Here is a 19,080-nt window from a genome sequence, read left to right on the forward strand (position 1 = left end):
GGCTTTTCGGGTTTGTTCGTCATGTGTACGGTTGTCTCCTTATCAGGTTAGTAAATAGCTCCTTTGAGTCATTGTAGCGCCAACCTGTATCGCTATAATTAAAAAAGGCTGAAAAAACAAGAAGGGAACTGGAAGATGAAGAAAAATAATTATAGTCGCTTTTGGCGATGGCACTTTTATGCAGCACTATTTATTACGCCGCTCCTGATTACATTGACATTAAGTGGTATTGGATATTTGTTCTATACGAACGTCGAAAATACGGTGTACAAGAATGAATTTTTCAATCACAGCAGCCAGACTGCTCCACTGACGATCGATCAAGGGATTGATAATGTAACGGAAGCCTATCCCGGCTATTCCGTTTCAAAAGTTATCGTGTTAGAGGAGCCTTATAACACCCGCCTAACGATGACGAATAAAGATGGCGATCAAAAATATGTGTTCTTAGATTCGAACTATCAAATTGTTGGCAGCCAAAATCCGAAGTATACGTTCTCCAATATGATGAGAGAGATTCATAGCTCGCTCTTTGTCGGGGGGACCGTCGTCAATTATTTAGTGGAGCTTGCAGCATGTTGGGCAATCTTCCTGTTACTCTCCGGAATTTATATGACATTCAAGGGAAGAGCACTGAAGAAGGAACCGAATCCGACAAAACGGCAAAAAAACTTGAAATGGCATGCTCTCCTAGGGACAATCATAACCATTCCGATGATCATCATCATTTTTACCGGCTTGCCTTGGTCCGCATTGATGGGAGACATGATCTACTCAGCAGCTCAAAATAATCCGTCGATTGGAATTCCAGCCTTGAAACAACAGCCGCCTACTTCTGATATGAGCGAAATTCCTTGGGCTACCCGCAAAAACGAACCGCCGACATCCAGCGGAGGATCTCATGCGGAACATCATGGCATGGCTCATATGGAAATTATGACTCGTGAAGGAATGATTACGCTCGAACAGCTCATGTCCGAAGTAAAGAAAGAGAGCATTTCAAAGCCATACACCATTAACTACCCTAAAGATGAGCAAGGGGTTTATACCGTTTCGAAAGGCAGCAATACCGGTGTGACAGGCTTAGATGTTAGTCCGTATGACGAGGTCACGACTTATTTTGATCAATATAGTGGTAAGTTGATTTCCAAAATCGGATTTGAAGATTACGGCATTCTAGGGAAATGGTTTACATGGGGAATCCCCCTGCATGAAGGTCATTTATTTGGCTGGCCAAATAAATTACTGAATCTGATTGTTTGTGTTGCGTTTTTACTTGTTATTTTCTGGGGCTTTAAAACATGGCTAACGCGTAAAAAGAAAAATTCTTTGTCAGCTCCGCCCAACATGTCGAGTAAAATATCGATCGGATTCATTATTTTCATAGTGATATTAGGGTGTATCATGCCGCTATTTGGCATGTCCTTAATACTGGCCGTGATGATCGAAGCCATACTTTCTATTAGAAGAAAATATCTAGATGCAACTATGGCGAAGTAGGCCAACGGAGCGGGAGGAATCCCGCTCTTTTTTGCTAGACCAACTTCATGTGCATTTTTCTCCTTATCATTTTAATAGGCTGTGAAATCGTACGCCAACTGCGTCTCCTAAAAGCATCGCATGATATGTTCGATGCAACTCGCGACAAGATCCTTTACGAAGAACTAACTAACTTGGCGAAGTCCAAAAACATTTGAGCATTTTTGATGTTTCAGAAGATGAACTTTCTCAGGCTGATAAAGTTATAGATGAACTAAAACATTAGTATCCAGTTAAAGATTTAAGCTAACGGGACACTATAGTTGAATAAGGATCCGCGGCAGTCGACCAGAAAATCGGCTGCCGTTTTTATTAATCTAACGGGCAGGTTAGTTATAATGGATCAGTCAATAGCATACGATCCAAAATTATTTGTACGCGCGACTAGATTATTATATAAGTTGCATTATCTGTAAAACCTGATGAAAAATACAATTCGATCAGAGATATGTCGAGTGACAAGAAAGTGTACCGATTAATATCCGCGTAAATCGCGGTTTTTTTATTTTATCGGTACAAATTCTTGTAAAACTGCCGTGCCAACAATATGTACCGATTGTCGATAAGTGCCAAGAATATGATCCGATTGTCGATCTTTTGATATATGGAGTCATTTAGCTAACGGGCAGATTAATTCAATAGTGAGTCTAGAATCTCTCCTGAAATTAGGTTATTATTGGAAGAATTACTTGCGAGGAGAGATGCAGATGTCTGACATACAGGCAATTGTATTAGACTTGGACGGAACATTGCTCGGCAGCGACAAATCCATATCACCTAGAAATTACGAGACTGTTAAAAGATGTTATGATTCTGGAATACATATTATTGTTGCGACGGCGCGACCGCCTAGAGCGGCTAATCAATTTGTGAAGAATTTTCCTTTTGTAGACTACTTGGTTTATTACAATGGTGCTCTAATAACATGCAAGTCTAAGCAAACTCAGCGGCACATTAGTATCCCAAATGAGATTAGCCAACAGATCAACAAATTCATCGAGTTACATGCTCCTCAATCGTTAATTTCATACGAGGTTAATGATTCATGGTATGCGTGTACACCAGTTTCCGACTCGCAGCATGCTCAATTCGGTCTCCGCACGAATGATCCGAAACCCCAGGTTTTATTAGTACACTCTCCCCAACCAAAATATTGGTTCAAGGTTACAGCACATGGAGGGATATAATAGAGCAATTCGGCGACCATGTGAACGTAATCGCAACCGATGGAGGGGTATTGGTTCAAATCATGCAAAAATCAGCATCAAAGGAAGAAGCCGTGCAATGGGTACTTAATAATATCGGGGTGAAGTCAGAAAATGTAATGGTATTCGGGGATGACTTTAACGATTTAGGACTATTCCAAATGTGTGGATTTCCGATCGCAATGGAGAACGCGATAATTGAACTAAAAAATTGCGCAGCCCACGTAACCGATTCAAATGATAACGATGGTGTTGCTGTTGCTCTTGAGAGATTAGTGGTTGTAATCACTTGCTGATAATGATTCAACTAACGGGACACTATAGCTCAATGATGACACTACGGCTGCCGTATTATTAGTTAATTGTTCTTTTGACCTTTGAATGGTAATATAAGGAATCAAAGGGAATGTTTTGAGTGAGGAGCTGAGACAATCTCCAAAGAGGATACTCCATACTTGTTCGAACGCTTTTATCAAGAGAAAAATCGCGTTCTCGTGCGTTCGGGGGAGCCGGATTGGGTCTTGCTATATGCAAACGAATCGTAGAAGAGCATGGATGTCATATTGGGGTGCAGAGCAAACCGGGGGCAGGCCCGAGTTTTACTTGACATTGCCGGTTGTCAAAGAGGATTGAATCCCTGACCTCAAGTTAAGGACAAATTCTTTCATCCATAACGGGAGAGGAGTTCACATTGTGTTTCGTTACTACTTTATAGCCTTGTGCGTGATTATTGCGGACCATGCGGCCAAATGGCTTGTGTCGACTTATATGAAAATCGGACAAGAAATCCCCTTAATACCTGGAGTTCTTGGGCTTACATCCATCCGAAACAGAGGGGCTGCTTTTGACATTTTGCAAGGACAAATCACATTTTTTATTATCGCGACGACCGTTGTCCTTATCGGAGTTATGCTCTATTTACCCAAAGCGCATCGTGAAAAAACGATCTCGCCTTATGGCTTAGCCCTTATATTGGGCGGAGCGCTGGGCAATTTTATTGACCGTGTGTTTAAAGGGGAAGTTGTGGACATGATTCAAGTTCATTTTTTCCACTTCCCCGTTTTTAATGTAGCTGATTCCTTCTTATGCATTGGTGTCCTTATTGTATTGATTCATTCTTTGAAAGAGTCACGTAATAAGGATGAAGAGTTGAAGGAAGTGGTTAAATAAAAGTTAACGCCAACAGGTCAATTTTAGTGGTTTTTCGGCTTGAACCATTACACTAACGGAGAACGATATATTAACGACTACAAAGAAACGGCAGCCGCGAAAGGTTGCCGTTTTCACTACTAATGGGGTGTTATTATATGTAAACGAGCAATTTTTAGAAAATGTAGCGACAGAGCGTCCAGCGATTCGTCGCGATAATATATGAAAATGACAACTTAGACTTCGACGTTAACGTCAATGATTAAATAAAGCGTGCATCAACTACCAATAAACTGAATAAAGTTGGGAACTTTGTGTCAAAATAGTAGGGAACTTTGTGTCAATGTATGTCGAGTGACAAGAACATATATGCTTAAAAGTCGCGTATTTGCGGCTTTTTTTGTTTTAACGATATATGTTCTTGTCAAAAACGAATGACAAGAACATATATCGTTTGCCGATTGAGGACAAGAACATATATTGTATTACGTAAATGAGGACGATTATCAATGAAGAAAATTATGCAGATAGATCAGCGGCGTTAAGCTAACGGGCAGGATAGTTCAATCATTATGTCGAAAACTTTGGGCACGGCGAATTTACAAAGTTCGCGAAAAAGACGGTAACTGATATAACCGAAAGGATGAAAAACTATGAATATCAATCAGATTAGCAATAAACACGTCTTATTTTCCAGCAATCAATTTTTTGACTTAAATATTCATTTGATCTTGGGCACAAAGAACACTTATTTAATCGATACTGGTCTAGGTTCTGAATTTGTGCAACCAGTGTTAGAGTACATAAAGCAAATCGATAACCCACTAATTATTATTAACACCCACCATCATTGGGATCATGTTTTTGGCAACAATAGTTTTAAAGATTGTTTAATCGTTTCTCATCAGCTGTGTAGAGAAATGATTAATACTGAGTGGGACATGATGCTTAATAAGTATTCTAAATTTGGAATGGGAGAAATAGAGAAATGTCTTCCGAATTTAGTGTTTGATAATGAATTATTCTTCACAGAAGATCAAATTAGATTATTATATACACCAGGTCACACAATAGATTCTATAAGTGTAATAGATGAAGAAGAGAAAGTAATTAATGTAGGGGATAATATTGGAGATACGATGGATGAAATCATTCCGAATCTATATTGTGATAAAGAATTTTATAGAGAAACAATAAATAAATACAAAAAAATGAATATGGAAACATGGATATCGGGTCATAATGTTGTTCTAAAGAAAGAGGTAATAGAAAAAATAGAAAAAGAATTAGAATAAATTGTAGAGTAATTTCGAAGAAGTCGACTACTTCATCTGACATCATATTAACGCATCCGGGCATTCGGCAAGATTCATTACGCTAACGGGACACTATAGTGCAATATGCAACAGAAAAGGCAGCGATCACTTAGATCAGCTGCCTTTTCTCAACTAACGGGCAGGATAGTTCAATAAAATTGTTTTTTACACACTTCTTTATAGGGTTCAATGATACAATTTGCATATCTCTAAAGAGGATGGGTGAAAATCGGATGAATATTCAGCTTATACCAGTAACATATGAAAAAAAAGAAACGTTACGAAATCTTGTCGAGCTTTATATGTACGAATTAAGTCCTTACTTAGATACAATTGAAATCAATGAATTCGGTCTTTTCGATTATCGATATTTGGACCATTACTGGACGGAACATGAACGTCATCCTTTTTTTATTTATGTTTCAGGAAAGTTAGCAGGTTTTGTCTTAGTTATAGAATTTGAGCGGCTTGAAGAAGGGGAAATTAAATGGTTGATATCAGAGTTCTTTATATTAAAAAAGCATCAAAAACAAGGAATTGGTCGACTAGCTGCCCAACAAGTTTTTGATAAGTTCAAAGGGAAATGGATTGTAGCGCAAATCGAAAGCAATGTTATCTCTCAATTGTTTTGGGAACAGGTAATTTCCGAATATACCAAAGGAAAATATATAAAAACGCATCTGGGGAAACAACCAGCACATGAGTTTGAATCAATCTGAAAGGCTAAGGCTAAGCTAACGGGACACTATAGCTTAATAAATAACTAAGACGCGGCTGCCTGCATTGATCGGCAGCCGCGTTGCGCTAACGGGTAGTAGCAGGATAGTAGAAAATAAAGGAAATAGTGTGCGTCTGAAGAATATCTATTTAGTCGTATATTCGATGCTAGATTACCTATGAACAAGATTATCATTTGTAATGTAAATTCGCATGGGGTGATCTGACTTACTCGACCCGTGGCCGACTGCAAGGTTGATCTTATGCCAATTATGAGCAAAGTGAGGGAAAAGCGATGTCCAAAGCGATTGAGGAAAGAATTGAAGCTATTATTCATCGATTACTACCGGAAACCCATTATAAAAATAAATACGAGGAAGCAACGCTAGATGAACGAATGAAATACTACAATACGCCCGGAGTATCCATTGCGGTCATCAATAATTTCGAACTGGAATGGGCTCGGGGATTCGGCCTCCGTGAGGCGGGAAACCCCGAGCCGGTAACCGAAACGACACTCTTCCAAGCCGGGTCGATCAGTAAGCCAGTTTTTGCTTTATCGGTCATGCGATTAGTTCAGGAAGGGAGATTGGATCTTGATCGGGACGTGAACGATTACCTAAAATCTTGGAAAATACCGTCTGTTTCAGGCTGGCAGCCAAAAGTGACGCTTCGGCAATTATTGAGTCACAGCGCCGGGCTTACTGTTCACGGATTTCCCGGTTACGAAACAACCGATGAAATTCCCACGGTAGTGCAGATTCTGAATGGACAATATCCGGCTAATACCTCGGCCGTGGAAGTCAATCTCATTCCAGGTTTGCAATTTCGCTATTCAGGAGGGGGAACAACCGTCGCACAACAGCTTGTTACGGATTGGCTGAATCAACCTTTTGCCGAAATCATGAGTGAGTTGCTATTCAAACCGTTAGGTCTTGCGAACAGTACATTCGAACAGCCGCTACCGCTCCAACATCATGAGTTTGCCGCAACAGCACACCCTTGGAAAGGTAGGCCACTCCAAGGCAAGTGGCGTGTCTATCCCGAAATGGCGGCTGCAGGCCTCTGGACGACGCCTTCGGATCTTGCACGTTTAGGTATCGAATTACAATTAACATTGAACAATAATTCGAATGGCATGCTTTCTACGGACACGCTAAACCAAATGTTAACCGCCCAGGTCGAGGATCATATGGGCATCGGATTCTTCCTTGAAGGTAAAGGGGAAAGCAGCCGTTTCGGCCATAGCGGGTGGGATGAAGGTTTCGTAGCCCAGTTCGTTTTATCCAAACATCTCGGTTTTGGTGCCGTCATCATGATCAACTCGAACGAAGGCAATCCAATGCTTAAGGAAATCGAGCGAGCTATCGCTCGCGAATACGGATGGCCCGGATATTTTCCTGACGAAACTAACGTTACTGTACCGCGCAATATACTAAATGAATACGTAGGTGATTATAAGGCAGCATCCGGACTACAAGCCTCAGTCATACAGGATGGCAATGACTTAGGCTTACGAATTAAGGAACAGTCTCCAATCAGGCTGTCTCCCGAATCGGAAACGAAATTTTCAACAGAGGGACCTAACACAGTTGTCGATTTCGAAAGAGACGGTGATGGCCATGTGATGGCATTGCATATTCATCAAGAAGGAAGATCATTCCGGGCGGACAAACAATAATCGGTTTAGTTGTGAAGCTTTACCAATTTCAACAGCTTTATTACGTTAACGGGGAACGAGAGTTGCGGAGCTTGCTTGTAGGCAGCTCCTTTTTGCTTTATTGAACTAATTAGCAGGATAGTGCGGTGGCGGCGATGCAGGTATTTAGGGACATGCAAAGAAATAAATAGGTAACTACCATCATTCGGAAGGAGCGTAGGAAATGAGTTTCATTCAATTAGAAGGTGAAAGAATATCATTAATCCCGCTTGAGTTGGAGCACGCAGATTCCTTATTCCATTGTTCACAATCTCCTCTAATATGGGAAAACCTCCCGACTAAAATCCAAAATTTGTATGAAATGCAGACCTTTATACGTGCAGCAATTTTAGGGAGGGAACACGGAGATGAATTTCCTTATGTTGTCTTTGATAAAACGCTTAATAGAACGGTCGGAATGACCCGATATTTAAGGATTTCGTCTGTGCACAAGAACTTGAATATCGGATGGACATGGTATTCTCCTGAAGTATGGCGAACAGCGGTAAATTCAGAGTGTAAGTATTTGTTACTAAAATATGCATTTGAAGAATGGAAAGCTGTTCGTGTTGAAATAATTACGACAACGACTAATAGCCGTTCACAAAAAGCTATTGAACGATTGGGAGCAAAGAAGGAAGGAATACTTAGGAAAAAATATAATGGATTAGATTATGTAGTGTATAGTGTAATTGATGAGGATTGGTTTGATGTTAAGAATCGGCTTGAGTCATTCTTAAAACGACCAAACGCTTAGATTTTGCGTTTGAACTAACGGGACACGATAGTTGAATCAAGATATAGGCAGCAGGTCAAACGATCGGCTGCCGTTTTCATTAATGTAACGGGCAGTTTAGTGCAAATAGAGGTTGGGTGTTTTATGATAAAGAAAAAAGTATTTGAGGTGTACTGTGAAAAAGTATACATGCCCCTGTTGCGGCTACAAAACGATAGACAGTGACGGGGATTATGACATTTGTCCAGTATGTTATTGGGAAGATGACCCTTTTCAAAAAATGAATGAATATGATTTAGGAGCCAATAAGATACCATTGATAGAGGCGCAAAAGAATTACCTACTGTATGGCGCTTGTGAGGAAACGGCAACCCAATTTGTTAGGAAGCCAGCAGAGCAAGACAAAAGAGACCCTGATTGGGAGCCGATTAATGACGACAGTCTTTACGAGTTCAAATTAGCTTGTCGTAAGTTTATTGAAGGTACGTACAGCATCGCTGAATTGCAGCATCATTTATCTTGGATAGCAGTACCTGACGATATCGCAGAAGACATAAAACAAATAGATAACGATTTAGAAATGATTAGATTTTGTACTTCGGATTACAAACAGCGAAATGAAGCGCTGAATGTGGTCAATGTAATGCTAAAAAAATTGAATATTACCATTGAAAGTAATGGTGACTATTGAACAAACGGGACACGATAGTTTAAAAGCAACAAGAAGGCAGCCGATTATCGTTCGGTTGCTTTTTTGTTGAACCAACGGGCAGGATATTACGGAAGTTGATGGAATTATTTAATAATCAAATATATAAAAGAGGATTCGCCAATACAATGATCGAGAACGACACCTTCTGTAAAATCTTTATTGATACTGATGAGCAATACGAGTATTTGTATCATTTAATCAATAAATTGGTTAATGGAAATGCCGAAACGAGGCGCGACATTAAGAATGAAACATTGGTTTTATCTTTAGTAAAAAACGATGATTTTGACGCTATCCAAAGATTAGACTTCCCTGATGGCTTTCTACATTCAAGGTATTATCTTGAAGTTGAACCAAATGGAAATTTTGAATTTCAAAGATACATTATGTCTATTTCTTTGCTTCTTGAAAGTCTATGGACAAGCGGCTTAAATGCTGTTGCAGCTTGTGACTTTGAAGAGTTACTCCCTAGAAAAGGTGGCTACAATTACGTAGGGGATTAAGCTAACGGGACACTATAACTTAATTAAAATGCGGCTGCCGGCAAAGATCGGCAGCCGCGTTGCGCTAACGGGCAGTTTAGTTTAACTGTGTTTCACTGATGTGTCTTTTTATGTAATATATGATTTGGAATTATTTTTTATATAATTTCAAACTGTTCCCTCTGCTACCATTGAAATAATAACACTACAGGGGAGGAAATTGGGTTGTCTTTACAAGTTCGTCCATATTGCGCTGAATTAGAGGAAACAGTTAAAAATTTAAATCACAAAGCGTGGATACTTTTCAAGTATAATAAAGATTTCGATCATCAGAGGATGAGTTGTGTATTTAACGAGGACGGTAACTTAATTTGTGTGGGATACTTACGACATGGAATAGCTGATGATCATGATGTATTCGAAATCGAAATGCCCACTAATGAATTAGCTTCAAATCGTTTGAATGAAGTGAGAATGGCTCTTTACCCTATATTCATAAATACCTATCAAAAGTTCCGTAATCCAAACAAGAAAACAAAGTTGGTTGCGTGGAAAGACTTTTATGGTGACAGAGAGTTTTACGAAGAGAAGGGCTTTATCCCTTATCAAACATATTATTTAGCAAACCGTTCACTTGAAGAACCCTTGCCAGAAGTCAGAACGCCTGTTGGGGTTAATGTCAAATTTCACCCGATGGAATCCAAAGAGGAAAGAATCAAATATACCGAATTAGAAAATCAATTTTATCAAGGTGTTGTATACAGAAGTGTAAATATGTTGGAATGGATGATGGGTGGACCAGAATTACATACCATTTCTGCATTTGAAGGCGATGAACTTGTTGGCAGCGTAATGTGTTGGCAAACTGGTGCCGTTGAAAGATTATTCGTAATTCCGCGATGTCGTAATAAAGGGCTGGGTAAGTTTCTCATATCGAAGGGTTTTGAGTATCACATTAAGAATGGTCGAAACGAAGTTTATACGCTGGTAAATGAACAAGATAAGGAAGCTATGATGTTGTTAGAGACAATGGGGTATACCTTTCCTGTAAGAATGGAACTCAAGGCGTTGGATGTGTAGCTAGTTAGCAAAGAGAACTAATGTGTAAATAAGTGGACTATACGATTGCCATTTGGCAGCTATATTCCGCTGACGGACAGTTTAGCTTAATAAATAACTACAACGCGGCTGCCAGTATTAATCGGCTGCCGCGTTATGCTAACGATTTCAATTCTATCCAGTGAATGTCTAGTGACAAGAATGTCTACCGATTAATATCCGCGTAAATCGCGGTTTTTTTATTTTATCGGTTGTCAAAATTCTGTGACAATAATATGTGCCGATTGGTCGAAATGTGCCAAGAATATGATTCGTTTGTCAATCTTGTTGTTAAATGTAATCATTAAGCTATTCTAGCTAATAGGTTGTCAATATTTAAAACTTAATGGATTCAATCGACAGTGGTATACTGAAAAATGAGTATAGCAAATAACCCCTCCTTCAGTTGTGGGAATAATTTCCTGAAAAGGTGAGAATATCCTTCTAACTCAATTGAAATGCTTCTTTTTTAGTAAGGATCGCGTAAATCCAGTGGATCAGCTTGTTTACGCAGGCAATTACAGCTACTTTAAATGGCTTTCCCTCGGCGCGTTTTTTATCGTAATATGCTCGGAGTTTCTCGTTACGCGAGCCGCGCAGACCACAACGTACAGCCAAATATAAAGTGGTTCGAAGTCTTCTGGATCCACGTTTGGTAATCTTGTTTCGGTTAGCTGTAAACTTGCCAGAGGAGAAGACACTAGGGTCGACACCGGCAAATGCAACAAGCTTTTTTGCATGATCAAATCGATCGATTTCCCCGACCTCAGCCAGAATTGTTGCCGCAATTCTGGTGCCAATGCCGGGTATCGATTGGATCAGCTCATATTCATGTAATTCTGCAGCCAGAGCATCTATCGACTGTTCGAGGTTGGCCAGGTGCTCTTGGTACTGCAGGAGCAAATGAATGAGCAGTTCCAGTGAGATAAGATGGCTTGAAAAAGCTGTTTCTTTAAAAGGATTTCGCTTGGCAGCAGCAACTAACTTCAGTGCTCGTTCAAGCGCCCAATCGGAATTTATCCGACCAGAGATGGATTGAATCGTCGCTGTAACGTCATTCAGAGACTTGGATAGCACCGAGGAAGATGTGGGATAAAGGGCCAGAAAACGAAGTGACACCTTCGAATACAGGTCTCCAAACACACCACGGTATTCCGGAAATACTTGATCAAGAACCGCTTGAAACTGCAACTTCGCTTGCACATACATATCCGTTAAAGAGTCATGCTGCCTTGTCAAATAGCGCAGATTCAACATGAAATGTCCCCGTTTTTGTACGGCTCCAACTCCTCTTTATAGAATAATTCTCCTAGTTGGTAAGCGTCAGCGATATCCGTTTTAACCTTGCGCAAGTTGGTTTTTTTAGCCTGATGTGAAATTAACGGATTCATGACAATATACAAATATTGATGCTCATCTAGAAACTGAATAACAGGACTATGGTAATGTCCAGTTGCTTCTAACACTACTGCCGGACGTTGTCCGGTAAAGGATTCAAGATCCTGTAAAAGGTTTAGAAAAGTCGCGAGCCCCTCCAGATTATGCTCAAATCGAAGGACCTTTCCGTACGGAACACCTCGATCCGTAAATGCTTGAGCATGACTTTCTCCTTTGGAAACATCAAGTCCAATAACAGGATTCATATAACCACTCCTTGTTCTATATTCGCCAGAAACCCTAACCTTCTTGTCGTCCACATTATCGCAGGTGATTCGGGGTCAAAGCCCCAACTAGCCTAATCATGGTTTAACAAGTAGGGGGGATGAACGGAATAGCACTCGGGATCTGAGTCCCACGGGCAGAAACGTTCGATCCCCGGCTACCTCAATCTTATGACCACACAAAAAGGAGGTCGACCAGTAAGTTCTGGTGACCTCATAATACGAATGGGCAGGATAGTTGAATGATATAGTGTAGTTACACTTCATTAGATCGACTTTGCGTAGAAGTAATTCAAAGAACATGAATTCCAACATATGGTATAATGAGATGGCTGGATCTTTTATTGTGGGGGTGTTAATCCATGGATAAGAAAATACATGAAACACAACCAGATAGTCATCTAATCACAAACAATGGTCGTACAGTTGTAAATGAAATGATGGAAGAGGCACAAAGAATCGAAGGAGGAGGTCCTCCTAGAAAAGTTGATTTACGTACAATGCCCACTCCAATAAAGCTTTTCGGTTATTTTTTTATCAGTTGTGTAATTATTATGGGAATTGTTGTAATTTTTATAATGATATTTGATAATTAAAAAGAGAAGTTCTATTCAAGAAACTGCTCCATTGTCAGGAGTGGTTTTTCTTTAAATAATATTAAAAATTTTTGGCCAAAACTGTACTTTAGCTTAAATAATTTGGTTAATTAATCGTATCGGATCATTAAGCTAACGGGACACTATAGCTTAATCAATAACTAAAACGCGGCTGCCGGCATGAATCGGCAGCCGCGTTGTGCTGACGGGCAGTTTACTGGAGCTTTTATGCTATTAAGAAAGGGTAATGAATAAAACTTGAGTATTATTTAAATCGGATCTATAATTGGATTATCTTCCAAAATGAGGTGAAAAGGGTGACAATCCGTATCGTTCGAAGTATTTAGTTTTCGGGCTGGAAAAAACGCGTACCAGCCAACAAGGGGGTTTTCTGCCCTTTTGAAGAAAACTAAGCCTAGAACGGTCTCGATTGGCATTGCTTTTTAATATGGCCAAGGGACACAGTTTGATCTGCCGGGATTAATGATATTGCTCATTGATCCCGACCGATCAACTTAGTTGTATCCTTGGCTTTTAATTATCTCATTGGGGGAAACAAAGATGTTAAAAAAATGCATTCTACTTTTCAAGTGGACAATATTGATATATATACTCATGGGGTTTATGGTTCAATTTTTTAATACCCTTGGAATAAAGATATTTCAACAGCTGTTAGACAAAGTAGTTTTAGCCAATAGTTTCAACGAGGTTACATCACTTATCATTTTATATGGTGCTTTGTTAGCAGGTTCGACAGTTCTTAATTACCTCATGGAATACCCCCATACTAAATTATCCAATAACATCTTGGAAAAGTTAAGGATTATGGCGCTTTCTAAAGTATCTAAGATTGATTATTCCTCCTACCAGAATAAAGGCACAGGAGAAGTAATAAAAATCATTGATAATGGCGCTTTGGCTGGAATGAATATCATTCATGCGTTTTACTTGAGAATATTTTACGAATTAGTTCCAACCATTATTTTCAGTTTGTACTTTTTAAGTCTTTATAACATGAAAATCATGATGGCCATTGCAGCTGGCTATGTAGTTATTTTCTTTCTTAATAATATACTGCTCCGGATGTTATACCGAATAAAATCTTCTCTGCTTGAAAAACAGGAGAAAATGTCTAAGTATTCATTACGTGGTTTTATGGAGTTAGTTGTATTTCGCATAAACAAGAGATTCGACAAAGAAATAGAACGGTTGCAACATACGGCCGATGACATTGTTAATAAAAATACTCATCTTAGAATGATTCATGAATCATTTTTTGCCTTATTCGCTTTATTAGTCAATATTATAAAAGTGATCGTTGTAGTTTTTGGTATTCAAAATGTAATGAACGGTGAGACCTCTATTGGTATCATCATCGCTCTGATCATGTTTATTGAGCAAGTCTACACGCCTCTGGCAATCTTCAATGTTCTTTACGTGGATTACAAATTGAATCGAGTCACTTATCGCCGGTTTGAAGAATTTCTGAACGCACCCGAGGATAGGAATTTGGATCGAGGAAGAGATGTGAAGACTATGCAGGGAAATATCGAGTTTAAAAATGTTAATTTTGATTACGGGACTTCTTCGATCTTGAGCGATGTTACTTTTTCTGTTAGTCAAGGAAGCTCTATCGCAATTATCGGACTGAGTGGCAGCGGAAAATCGACTATTATTAAATTAATGGTGGGGCTTTTGAAAAAAAAGTCTGGAAACATTTTGTTTGATGGGATCGATATTGATGAGATAAAATTGAACAGTCTTTATGATCATATATCGTATATTTCACAGGAAACGCCCATCTTCGATACAACAATACGAGAAAATATTATCTTTGATAATATGGTACCTGATGAGAATGTTTATAAGATATTAGATAATGTCCATCTGAAGGAAAAAGTGTTGTCTTTTCCAAATCAACTAGATACTATGGTTGGAGAAAGAGGAATGAAATTGTCCGGAGGCGAAAGGCAACGACTAGCTTTCGGCAGAATAATAGCACAGCAAAGGAATATTGTTATACTTGATGAACCTGTCTCAGCACTTGATAACATTACAGAGAAGAGCATCATGGACAATGTGTTACAAATGTTTTCTAACAGAACACTAATAATAATTGCACATAGACTTTATTCCATAAAAGATGTAGACAAGATATTACTAGTCAAAGATGGGGAGGTTGTCGATGAAGGCGACTTCGAATATTTGAGCCGTCATAGCGCATATTTTCAAGAATTATGGAGCAAGGAAATTCAGGGTAGTGCTGATATTGTTGCTGTTTAATGTAAACTAGATGTAACTCAACTAACAGGACACGATAATACTACATCAGGCTGCCGGCACGAACGGCAGCCTATTAAGCTAACGGGCAGGTTTGTAGAATAAGGAAGGAGAGAAGGATGAAGAGAAAAAGTTTGGTGGTCGTACCCTTACCAGATTTTGAAACAGAAATTGGTAGATGGATATGGTGTTTGGAGGATGTTCGGCGAACTATTGTAGAAAAAATATCAGGAATAAGTCAGCAACATCTTGATGCCAAACAGACCGGTCACTCAATCGGATCGTTGTTATATCATATCGCGTTTATTGAAGCGGACTGGCTCTATGAAGATGTTCTTGGCTGTGAATGGAATCCAAAGATACTTTCCTTTTTTCCTCAAGAAGACCGTAATCAAGATGGCACTTTGACCCAGATAGAGGGACAAAACTTAGATGAACATTTACATCGTCTACAATCTGTACGCGATGAATTGCTTTTCCATTTTCGTTCTATGGACATGGAGGATTGGCGTTCATCAAGAAATCTCACTCATTACGATGTATCACCTGAGTGGGTTATCTACCATCTCATTGAACACGAATCACATCATAGGGGACAGATTTTTGAGATGCTTTCAAATTTAATGGGAAGAACTTAGGGAAGAATTTTTCACCATTGGCTCACTGGCTTCACTAACGGGACACTATAGCTTAATCATGATATAGAGACAGTTGGTCAAACGATCAGCTACCTTTTTCATAGAAGTAACTGGTAAATTTAAATTAACTTTCTCCCTCAAGAAACAACTGGAATATTATACAAGGAGTTTGTTCAAATATTTTGTTAATATAAGTAAATGCATACATATCTTATCACGGGGGTTCAGGATGTCAAAAAAAACAATCATGCGAAGACTAGGACTTATACTGCTTACCGGTTCTGTACTGGCTATACCACAACTAGTCTCTGCACAAAAAGCTAGTGATGATTTAGAAAATCATTGGGCAAAACAAACTATTGAGTCGTGGCAGGCGAAGGGACTCGTTAAGGGGTATGAGAAGGGATCATTTAATCCGAATGCACCCATTACAAGGGCTGAATTGGTTAAGCTTATCAATACCTCATTAGGATATACAGAAGTTACATCGCAGGCATTTAAAGATGTAAAAGCAGGCGACTGGTTTGAAAGAGATATAAGTATAGCTATAAAATCTGGGTATTTATCTGGATATGAAGATGGCACTATAAAGCCAAATCAACCTGTTTTGCGAGAAGAAGCTGCAGTTATGATTCAGCGAATGTTGTGGTTACCACCGAATGAAGAAAGCTCTTTTAAAGATACTTCAGAAATGGCACCTTGGAGCCGGGGTTCTGTGGGTGCCCTGGCGAAACAAAATCTGGTAACTGGAAACAACGGCGAGTTTAATCCAAAGTCTACTTTAACTCGCGCTGAAGCAGTCATCTTACTAGATAAACTCGTTCGTAAAGATGCAATTGTAATTGATCAAGGAGGGACCTATGGTCCTAAAGAAGGTCAAGCACATTATCCTAAAAATGTAGTTCTGAATGCTCCAGGAATTATCTTTCGTAATGCAAATGTTCATGGGAACCTAACCATAGGAAGTAAGGTGGGCCAAGGAGACGCATTCCTAAGTAATGTAAAAGTAGCCGGTACAACGTATGTAAACGGTGGTGGAGAGAACAGTATTCATTTTGAAAACACCGTAATGCTTAATGTTGTTGTTGATAAAAATGATGGAACTGTTCGATTAGTTGTAGAGGGTAAATCACTAATAGGCGAAATGATAATTCAATCAAAAACAAACATCGAAGCAGGTGGTTCCTCTTCGGTGAGTAATGTCACGTTGTCTGATCTATTGCCAAAGGATAGCAAGGTGCGTCTTACTGGATCGTATGGTTCTGTAAACGTGCTTGCTCAGAGTATTGTCGTCGATATTCCTTCAGGGAGCATTAATGAATTGAATATAGATAAAAATGCCATGGGGAATCAGATTAACTTAGATAAGGAAACTGAGATTATTAAACTCATTTTGAATGCAGCTGCCAGCGTCTTAGGAGATGGCGGAGTAAAAACTGCCGTTGTTAATGCAAGTGGAGTCAAGATGAATAAAGCTCCTCAAACAATCACTATTGGAAATAATGTTTCAAGTGATACAAAAATCCAAATTGGAGACAGTCCTTGGCCACCAAATACTAGTCAATCTTCACAAAGTGGATCTAGTGGTACTGACAAACCTCCTATTACCATAGAGCCACCGACTGACCGGGTGCCGCCTGTATTGAAAGGAGTACAACGTACCGTAGCGATTGGTACTAAGTTACAATTGTCGAGTAACGAGGATGGAACAATATTCATTGTACCTGTGAACACCACTCCAACAGCTCAATATCTTAAATTGGCAGTTAAAGATGGAAGTGGGAAAGCTTATACAGTGAGAGCTAATGAACCAGTTTCGATTGATACTGCAAATTTTGATCCAAAAACAATGTTAATTATTGCGACGGACAATGCAGAGAATGCCTCACGAGCAGTTGAAGTAACCTTTTATGATAATAGTTCCTTAGTATTTAAGAGTGCTGGCAGAGTAACGACCAACAGAGGAATCGTATTAGAGTTCAACCAGGATATTGTAAATAATACTGAAAACATTGAAGCGCTGAAAAAAGAAATTTCATTCTCCGCTGATGGTGGTATTACATTCTCGAGCTTAAACCCAGAGGATCAAGTATTTATTTATTCAAATCTCCTTCATGTGTCGTTTCCAAATCGTTTCACTGGAAGTCAAAACGTGATAAAAATAAATAAACATTCACTCAAAGATACAAAGGGAAATGTCTATGATCAGGATATTTTAACAAATCCAGTACCAGCTGGTACAGTTATAGATATATTTACTGAAATCATTAAATCTGGTGATTCAATGATTTTTCAAACAGATATGGCCGGCACCATCTATCTAATACCTGAAGGTACTATCTGGAATGATACATTAATTGAAACTTTAGTTGCCCAAGGCAAAGCTAAAAAGATGATTGTAGAAGAAACCGAAATAAATAAAAAAATATCGATTCCAACGGAAGGTTTAGCTGAAGGCTGGTATAAGTTAATTAATAAGCCACAAAACGGCGAATCTGGTGGTAGTACTCTATTTATGATTTCTGAAGGCTTTCTTCGCTATAAACGCATTTCTACAAATTCAAACAAGTTTATAAGCATATCGTTTGATGACTATATTGAGAAGACAGAAGATCTTGAAACTCTAAAATCAAAAATTAGTATCTCAAATGATGGAGGTATCACATTTAACCCACTTAAAGAAGAAGATACTATTCAATTATTTGATAGTGGCATTTATATTACGTTGAAAACTAAATATACCAGGACAGAAAATGTAATTAAAGTTGAGGCTAATGCTTTGAAAAGTATACATGGATTTCCGAATCTGGAGACAATAACGAAGTTAGATCTTGTTGCCAATCTATCTTTAAACTCGGGACTTGTACTTCAAAAAGGTCAACCGATTGTCTTTCAGACTGACTTAGCAACAGATGTTTATTTTGCACCTGCGGATTTAATTAATCAAAATAGTTTAGATGATTTGATTAAGAAAGACCTCATTAAAACATTTAGTGTATCAGGAGATGACATTAATCAACCTGTCACGATTGATACAACGGATTTAGAGCCTGGATCTTATTATCTTTTAATTAATCAAGGTACATCTTTCTATATTACGATAGTAGATTAATAGAAATTTGTTCAAAAGGGCCCCGTAATGGCGGCCCTTTTTTATATGACGACTTGCTGAGCTTCATGGTCTGAAACGGCCTATACAATTCCTTACGAAGATGACATCAGCAATCTATTCTTAATAAGTCCAGGGAGGAG

General features: G+C 38.9%; 15 protein-coding genes and 2 pseudogenes. 16 read left to right on the plus strand and 1 reads right to left on the minus strand.

The window, feature by feature from the left end:
- The first annotated feature begins 135 nt into the window (after nt 1–135).
- The 12 genes and pseudogenes from GCU39_RS08070 (at nt 136) to GCU39_RS08125 (ending at nt 10,635) form a co-directional block, all read left to right on the plus strand.
- Nucleotides 136–1,500, plus strand: coding sequence for a PepSY-associated TM helix domain-containing protein (locus tag GCU39_RS08070; RefSeq protein ID WP_152393040.1), 1,365 nt, complete (start codon nt 136–138; stop codon nt 1,498–1,500).
- 746 nt (nt 1,501–2,246) lie between these two features.
- Entirely contained in the window at nt 2,247–2,726 is a 480-nt protein-coding gene (locus GCU39_RS08075; protein WP_193726825.1) for an HAD family hydrolase, read from the plus strand.
- 20 nt (nt 2,727–2,746) lie between these two features.
- Complete coding sequence (locus GCU39_RS08080; RefSeq protein WP_193726826.1) at nt 2,747–3,040, plus strand: HAD family hydrolase; 294 nt, start codon at nt 2,747–2,749, stop codon at nt 3,038–3,040.
- Between the two features lie 218 nt (nt 3,041–3,258).
- Entirely contained in the window at nt 3,259–3,351 is a 93-nt protein-coding gene (locus GCU39_RS31835; RefSeq protein WP_321575632.1) for a hypothetical protein, read from the plus strand.
- Between the two features lie 149 nt (nt 3,352–3,500).
- On the plus strand, nt 3,501–3,914 hold the full coding sequence (gene lspA / locus GCU39_RS08090) for a signal peptidase II (RefSeq protein WP_321575644.1): 414 nt from the start codon (nt 3,501–3,503) through the stop codon (nt 3,912–3,914).
- Between the two features lie 632 nt (nt 3,915–4,546).
- The gene (locus GCU39_RS08095) at nt 4,547–5,188 is read left to right on the plus strand and encodes an MBL fold metallo-hydrolase (protein WP_152393044.1); all 642 of its coding nucleotides are present in this window, start codon (nt 4,547–4,549) and stop codon (nt 5,186–5,188) included.
- 254 nt (nt 5,189–5,442) lie between these two features.
- Nucleotides 5,443–5,928, plus strand: coding sequence for a GNAT family N-acetyltransferase (locus tag GCU39_RS08100; protein ID WP_227793485.1), 486 nt, complete (start codon nt 5,443–5,445; stop codon nt 5,926–5,928).
- Nucleotides 5,929–6,221: 293 nt separating this feature from the next.
- Nucleotides 6,222–7,607, plus strand: coding sequence for a serine hydrolase domain-containing protein (locus tag GCU39_RS08105; protein WP_152393045.1), 1,386 nt, complete (start codon nt 6,222–6,224; stop codon nt 7,605–7,607).
- Nucleotides 7,608–7,809: 202 nt separating this feature from the next.
- Nucleotides 7,810–8,382, plus strand: coding sequence for a GNAT family N-acetyltransferase (locus GCU39_RS08110; protein ID WP_152393046.1), 573 nt, complete (start codon nt 7,810–7,812; stop codon nt 8,380–8,382).
- A 154-nt stretch (nt 8,383–8,536) separates the two neighbouring features.
- Nucleotides 8,537–8,791 (plus strand): annotated as a pseudogene (locus GCU39_RS31840) (CPCC family cysteine-rich protein); the annotation flags it as partial.
- A gap of 356 nt (nt 8,792–9,147) precedes the next feature.
- A complete protein-coding gene (locus GCU39_RS08120) occupies nt 9,148–9,576 on the plus strand; it encodes a 1,4-dihydroxy-6-naphthoate synthase (RefSeq protein ID WP_227793486.1) in 429 nt (142 codons plus the stop codon).
- 204 nt (nt 9,577–9,780) lie between these two features.
- Nucleotides 9,781–10,635 (plus strand): GNAT family N-acetyltransferase, encoded by an 855-nt coding sequence (locus GCU39_RS08125; protein WP_152393048.1) that lies wholly within the window; start codon nt 9,781–9,783, stop codon nt 10,633–10,635.
- A gap of 462 nt (nt 10,636–11,097) precedes the next feature.
- On the opposite strand, the pseudogene GCU39_RS08130 reads toward GCU39_RS08125, so the two are convergent.
- Nucleotides 11,098–12,296, minus strand: a pseudogene (locus GCU39_RS08130) (IS110 family RNA-guided transposase).
- 380 nt (nt 12,297–12,676) lie between these two features.
- Here GCU39_RS08130 and GCU39_RS08135 point away from each other — a divergent pair.
- From GCU39_RS08135 to GCU39_RS08150, 4 genes are all read left to right on the plus strand, one after another.
- Nucleotides 12,677–12,910: a hypothetical protein gene (locus tag GCU39_RS08135; protein ID WP_152393049.1), complete on the plus strand. Its 234-nt coding sequence runs from the start codon at nt 12,677–12,679 to the stop codon at nt 12,908–12,910.
- Between the two features lie 624 nt (nt 12,911–13,534).
- Nucleotides 13,535–15,193: an ABC transporter ATP-binding protein gene (locus GCU39_RS08140; RefSeq protein ID WP_265333495.1), complete on the plus strand. Its 1,659-nt coding sequence runs from the start codon at nt 13,535–13,537 to the stop codon at nt 15,191–15,193.
- 116 nt (nt 15,194–15,309) lie between these two features.
- The gene (locus GCU39_RS08145; RefSeq protein ID WP_152393051.1) at nt 15,310–15,828 is read left to right on the plus strand and encodes a DinB family protein; all 519 of its coding nucleotides are present in this window, start codon (nt 15,310–15,312) and stop codon (nt 15,826–15,828) included.
- A gap of 229 nt (nt 15,829–16,057) precedes the next feature.
- The gene (locus GCU39_RS08150; RefSeq protein WP_152393052.1) at nt 16,058–18,940 is read left to right on the plus strand and encodes an S-layer homology domain-containing protein; all 2,883 of its coding nucleotides are present in this window, start codon (nt 16,058–16,060) and stop codon (nt 18,938–18,940) included.
- Nucleotides 18,941–19,080 lie beyond the last annotated feature (140 nt).

This window comes from Paenibacillus guangzhouensis (assembly GCF_009363075.1).
Taxonomy (GTDB): Bacteria; Bacillota; Bacilli; order Paenibacillales; family Paenibacillaceae; genus Paenibacillus_K; species Paenibacillus_K guangzhouensis.

What these genes read in the sequence shown, in the direction of transcription:
- GCU39_RS08110 (WP_152393046.1), top strand. Translation starts at nt 7,810, where the DNA reads ATGAGTTTCATTCAATTAGAAGGTGAAAGAATATCATTAATCCCGCTT.
- GCU39_RS08100 (WP_227793485.1), top strand. Translation starts at nt 5,443, where the DNA reads ATGAATATTCAGCTTATACCAGTAACATATGAAAAAAAAGAAACGTTA.
- GCU39_RS08075 (WP_193726825.1), top strand. Translation starts at nt 2,247, where the DNA reads ATGTCTGACATACAGGCAATTGTATTAGACTTGGACGGAACATTGCTC.
- GCU39_RS08135 (WP_152393049.1), top strand. Translation starts at nt 12,677, where the DNA reads ATGGATAAGAAAATACATGAAACACAACCAGATAGTCATCTAATCACA.
- GCU39_RS08105 (WP_152393045.1), top strand. Translation starts at nt 6,222, where the DNA reads ATGTCCAAAGCGATTGAGGAAAGAATTGAAGCTATTATTCATCGATTA.
- GCU39_RS08145 (WP_152393051.1), top strand. Translation starts at nt 15,310, where the DNA reads ATGAAGAGAAAAAGTTTGGTGGTCGTACCCTTACCAGATTTTGAAACA.
- GCU39_RS08140 (WP_265333495.1), top strand. Translation starts at nt 13,535, where the DNA reads ATGGTTCAATTTTTTAATACCCTTGGAATAAAGATATTTCAACAGCTG.
- GCU39_RS08070 (WP_152393040.1), top strand. Translation starts at nt 136, where the DNA reads ATGAAGAAAAATAATTATAGTCGCTTTTGGCGATGGCACTTTTATGCA.
- GCU39_RS08095 (WP_152393044.1), top strand. Translation starts at nt 4,547, where the DNA reads ATGAATATCAATCAGATTAGCAATAAACACGTCTTATTTTCCAGCAAT.
- GCU39_RS08150 (WP_152393052.1), top strand. Translation starts at nt 16,058, where the DNA reads ATGTCAAAAAAAACAATCATGCGAAGACTAGGACTTATACTGCTTACC.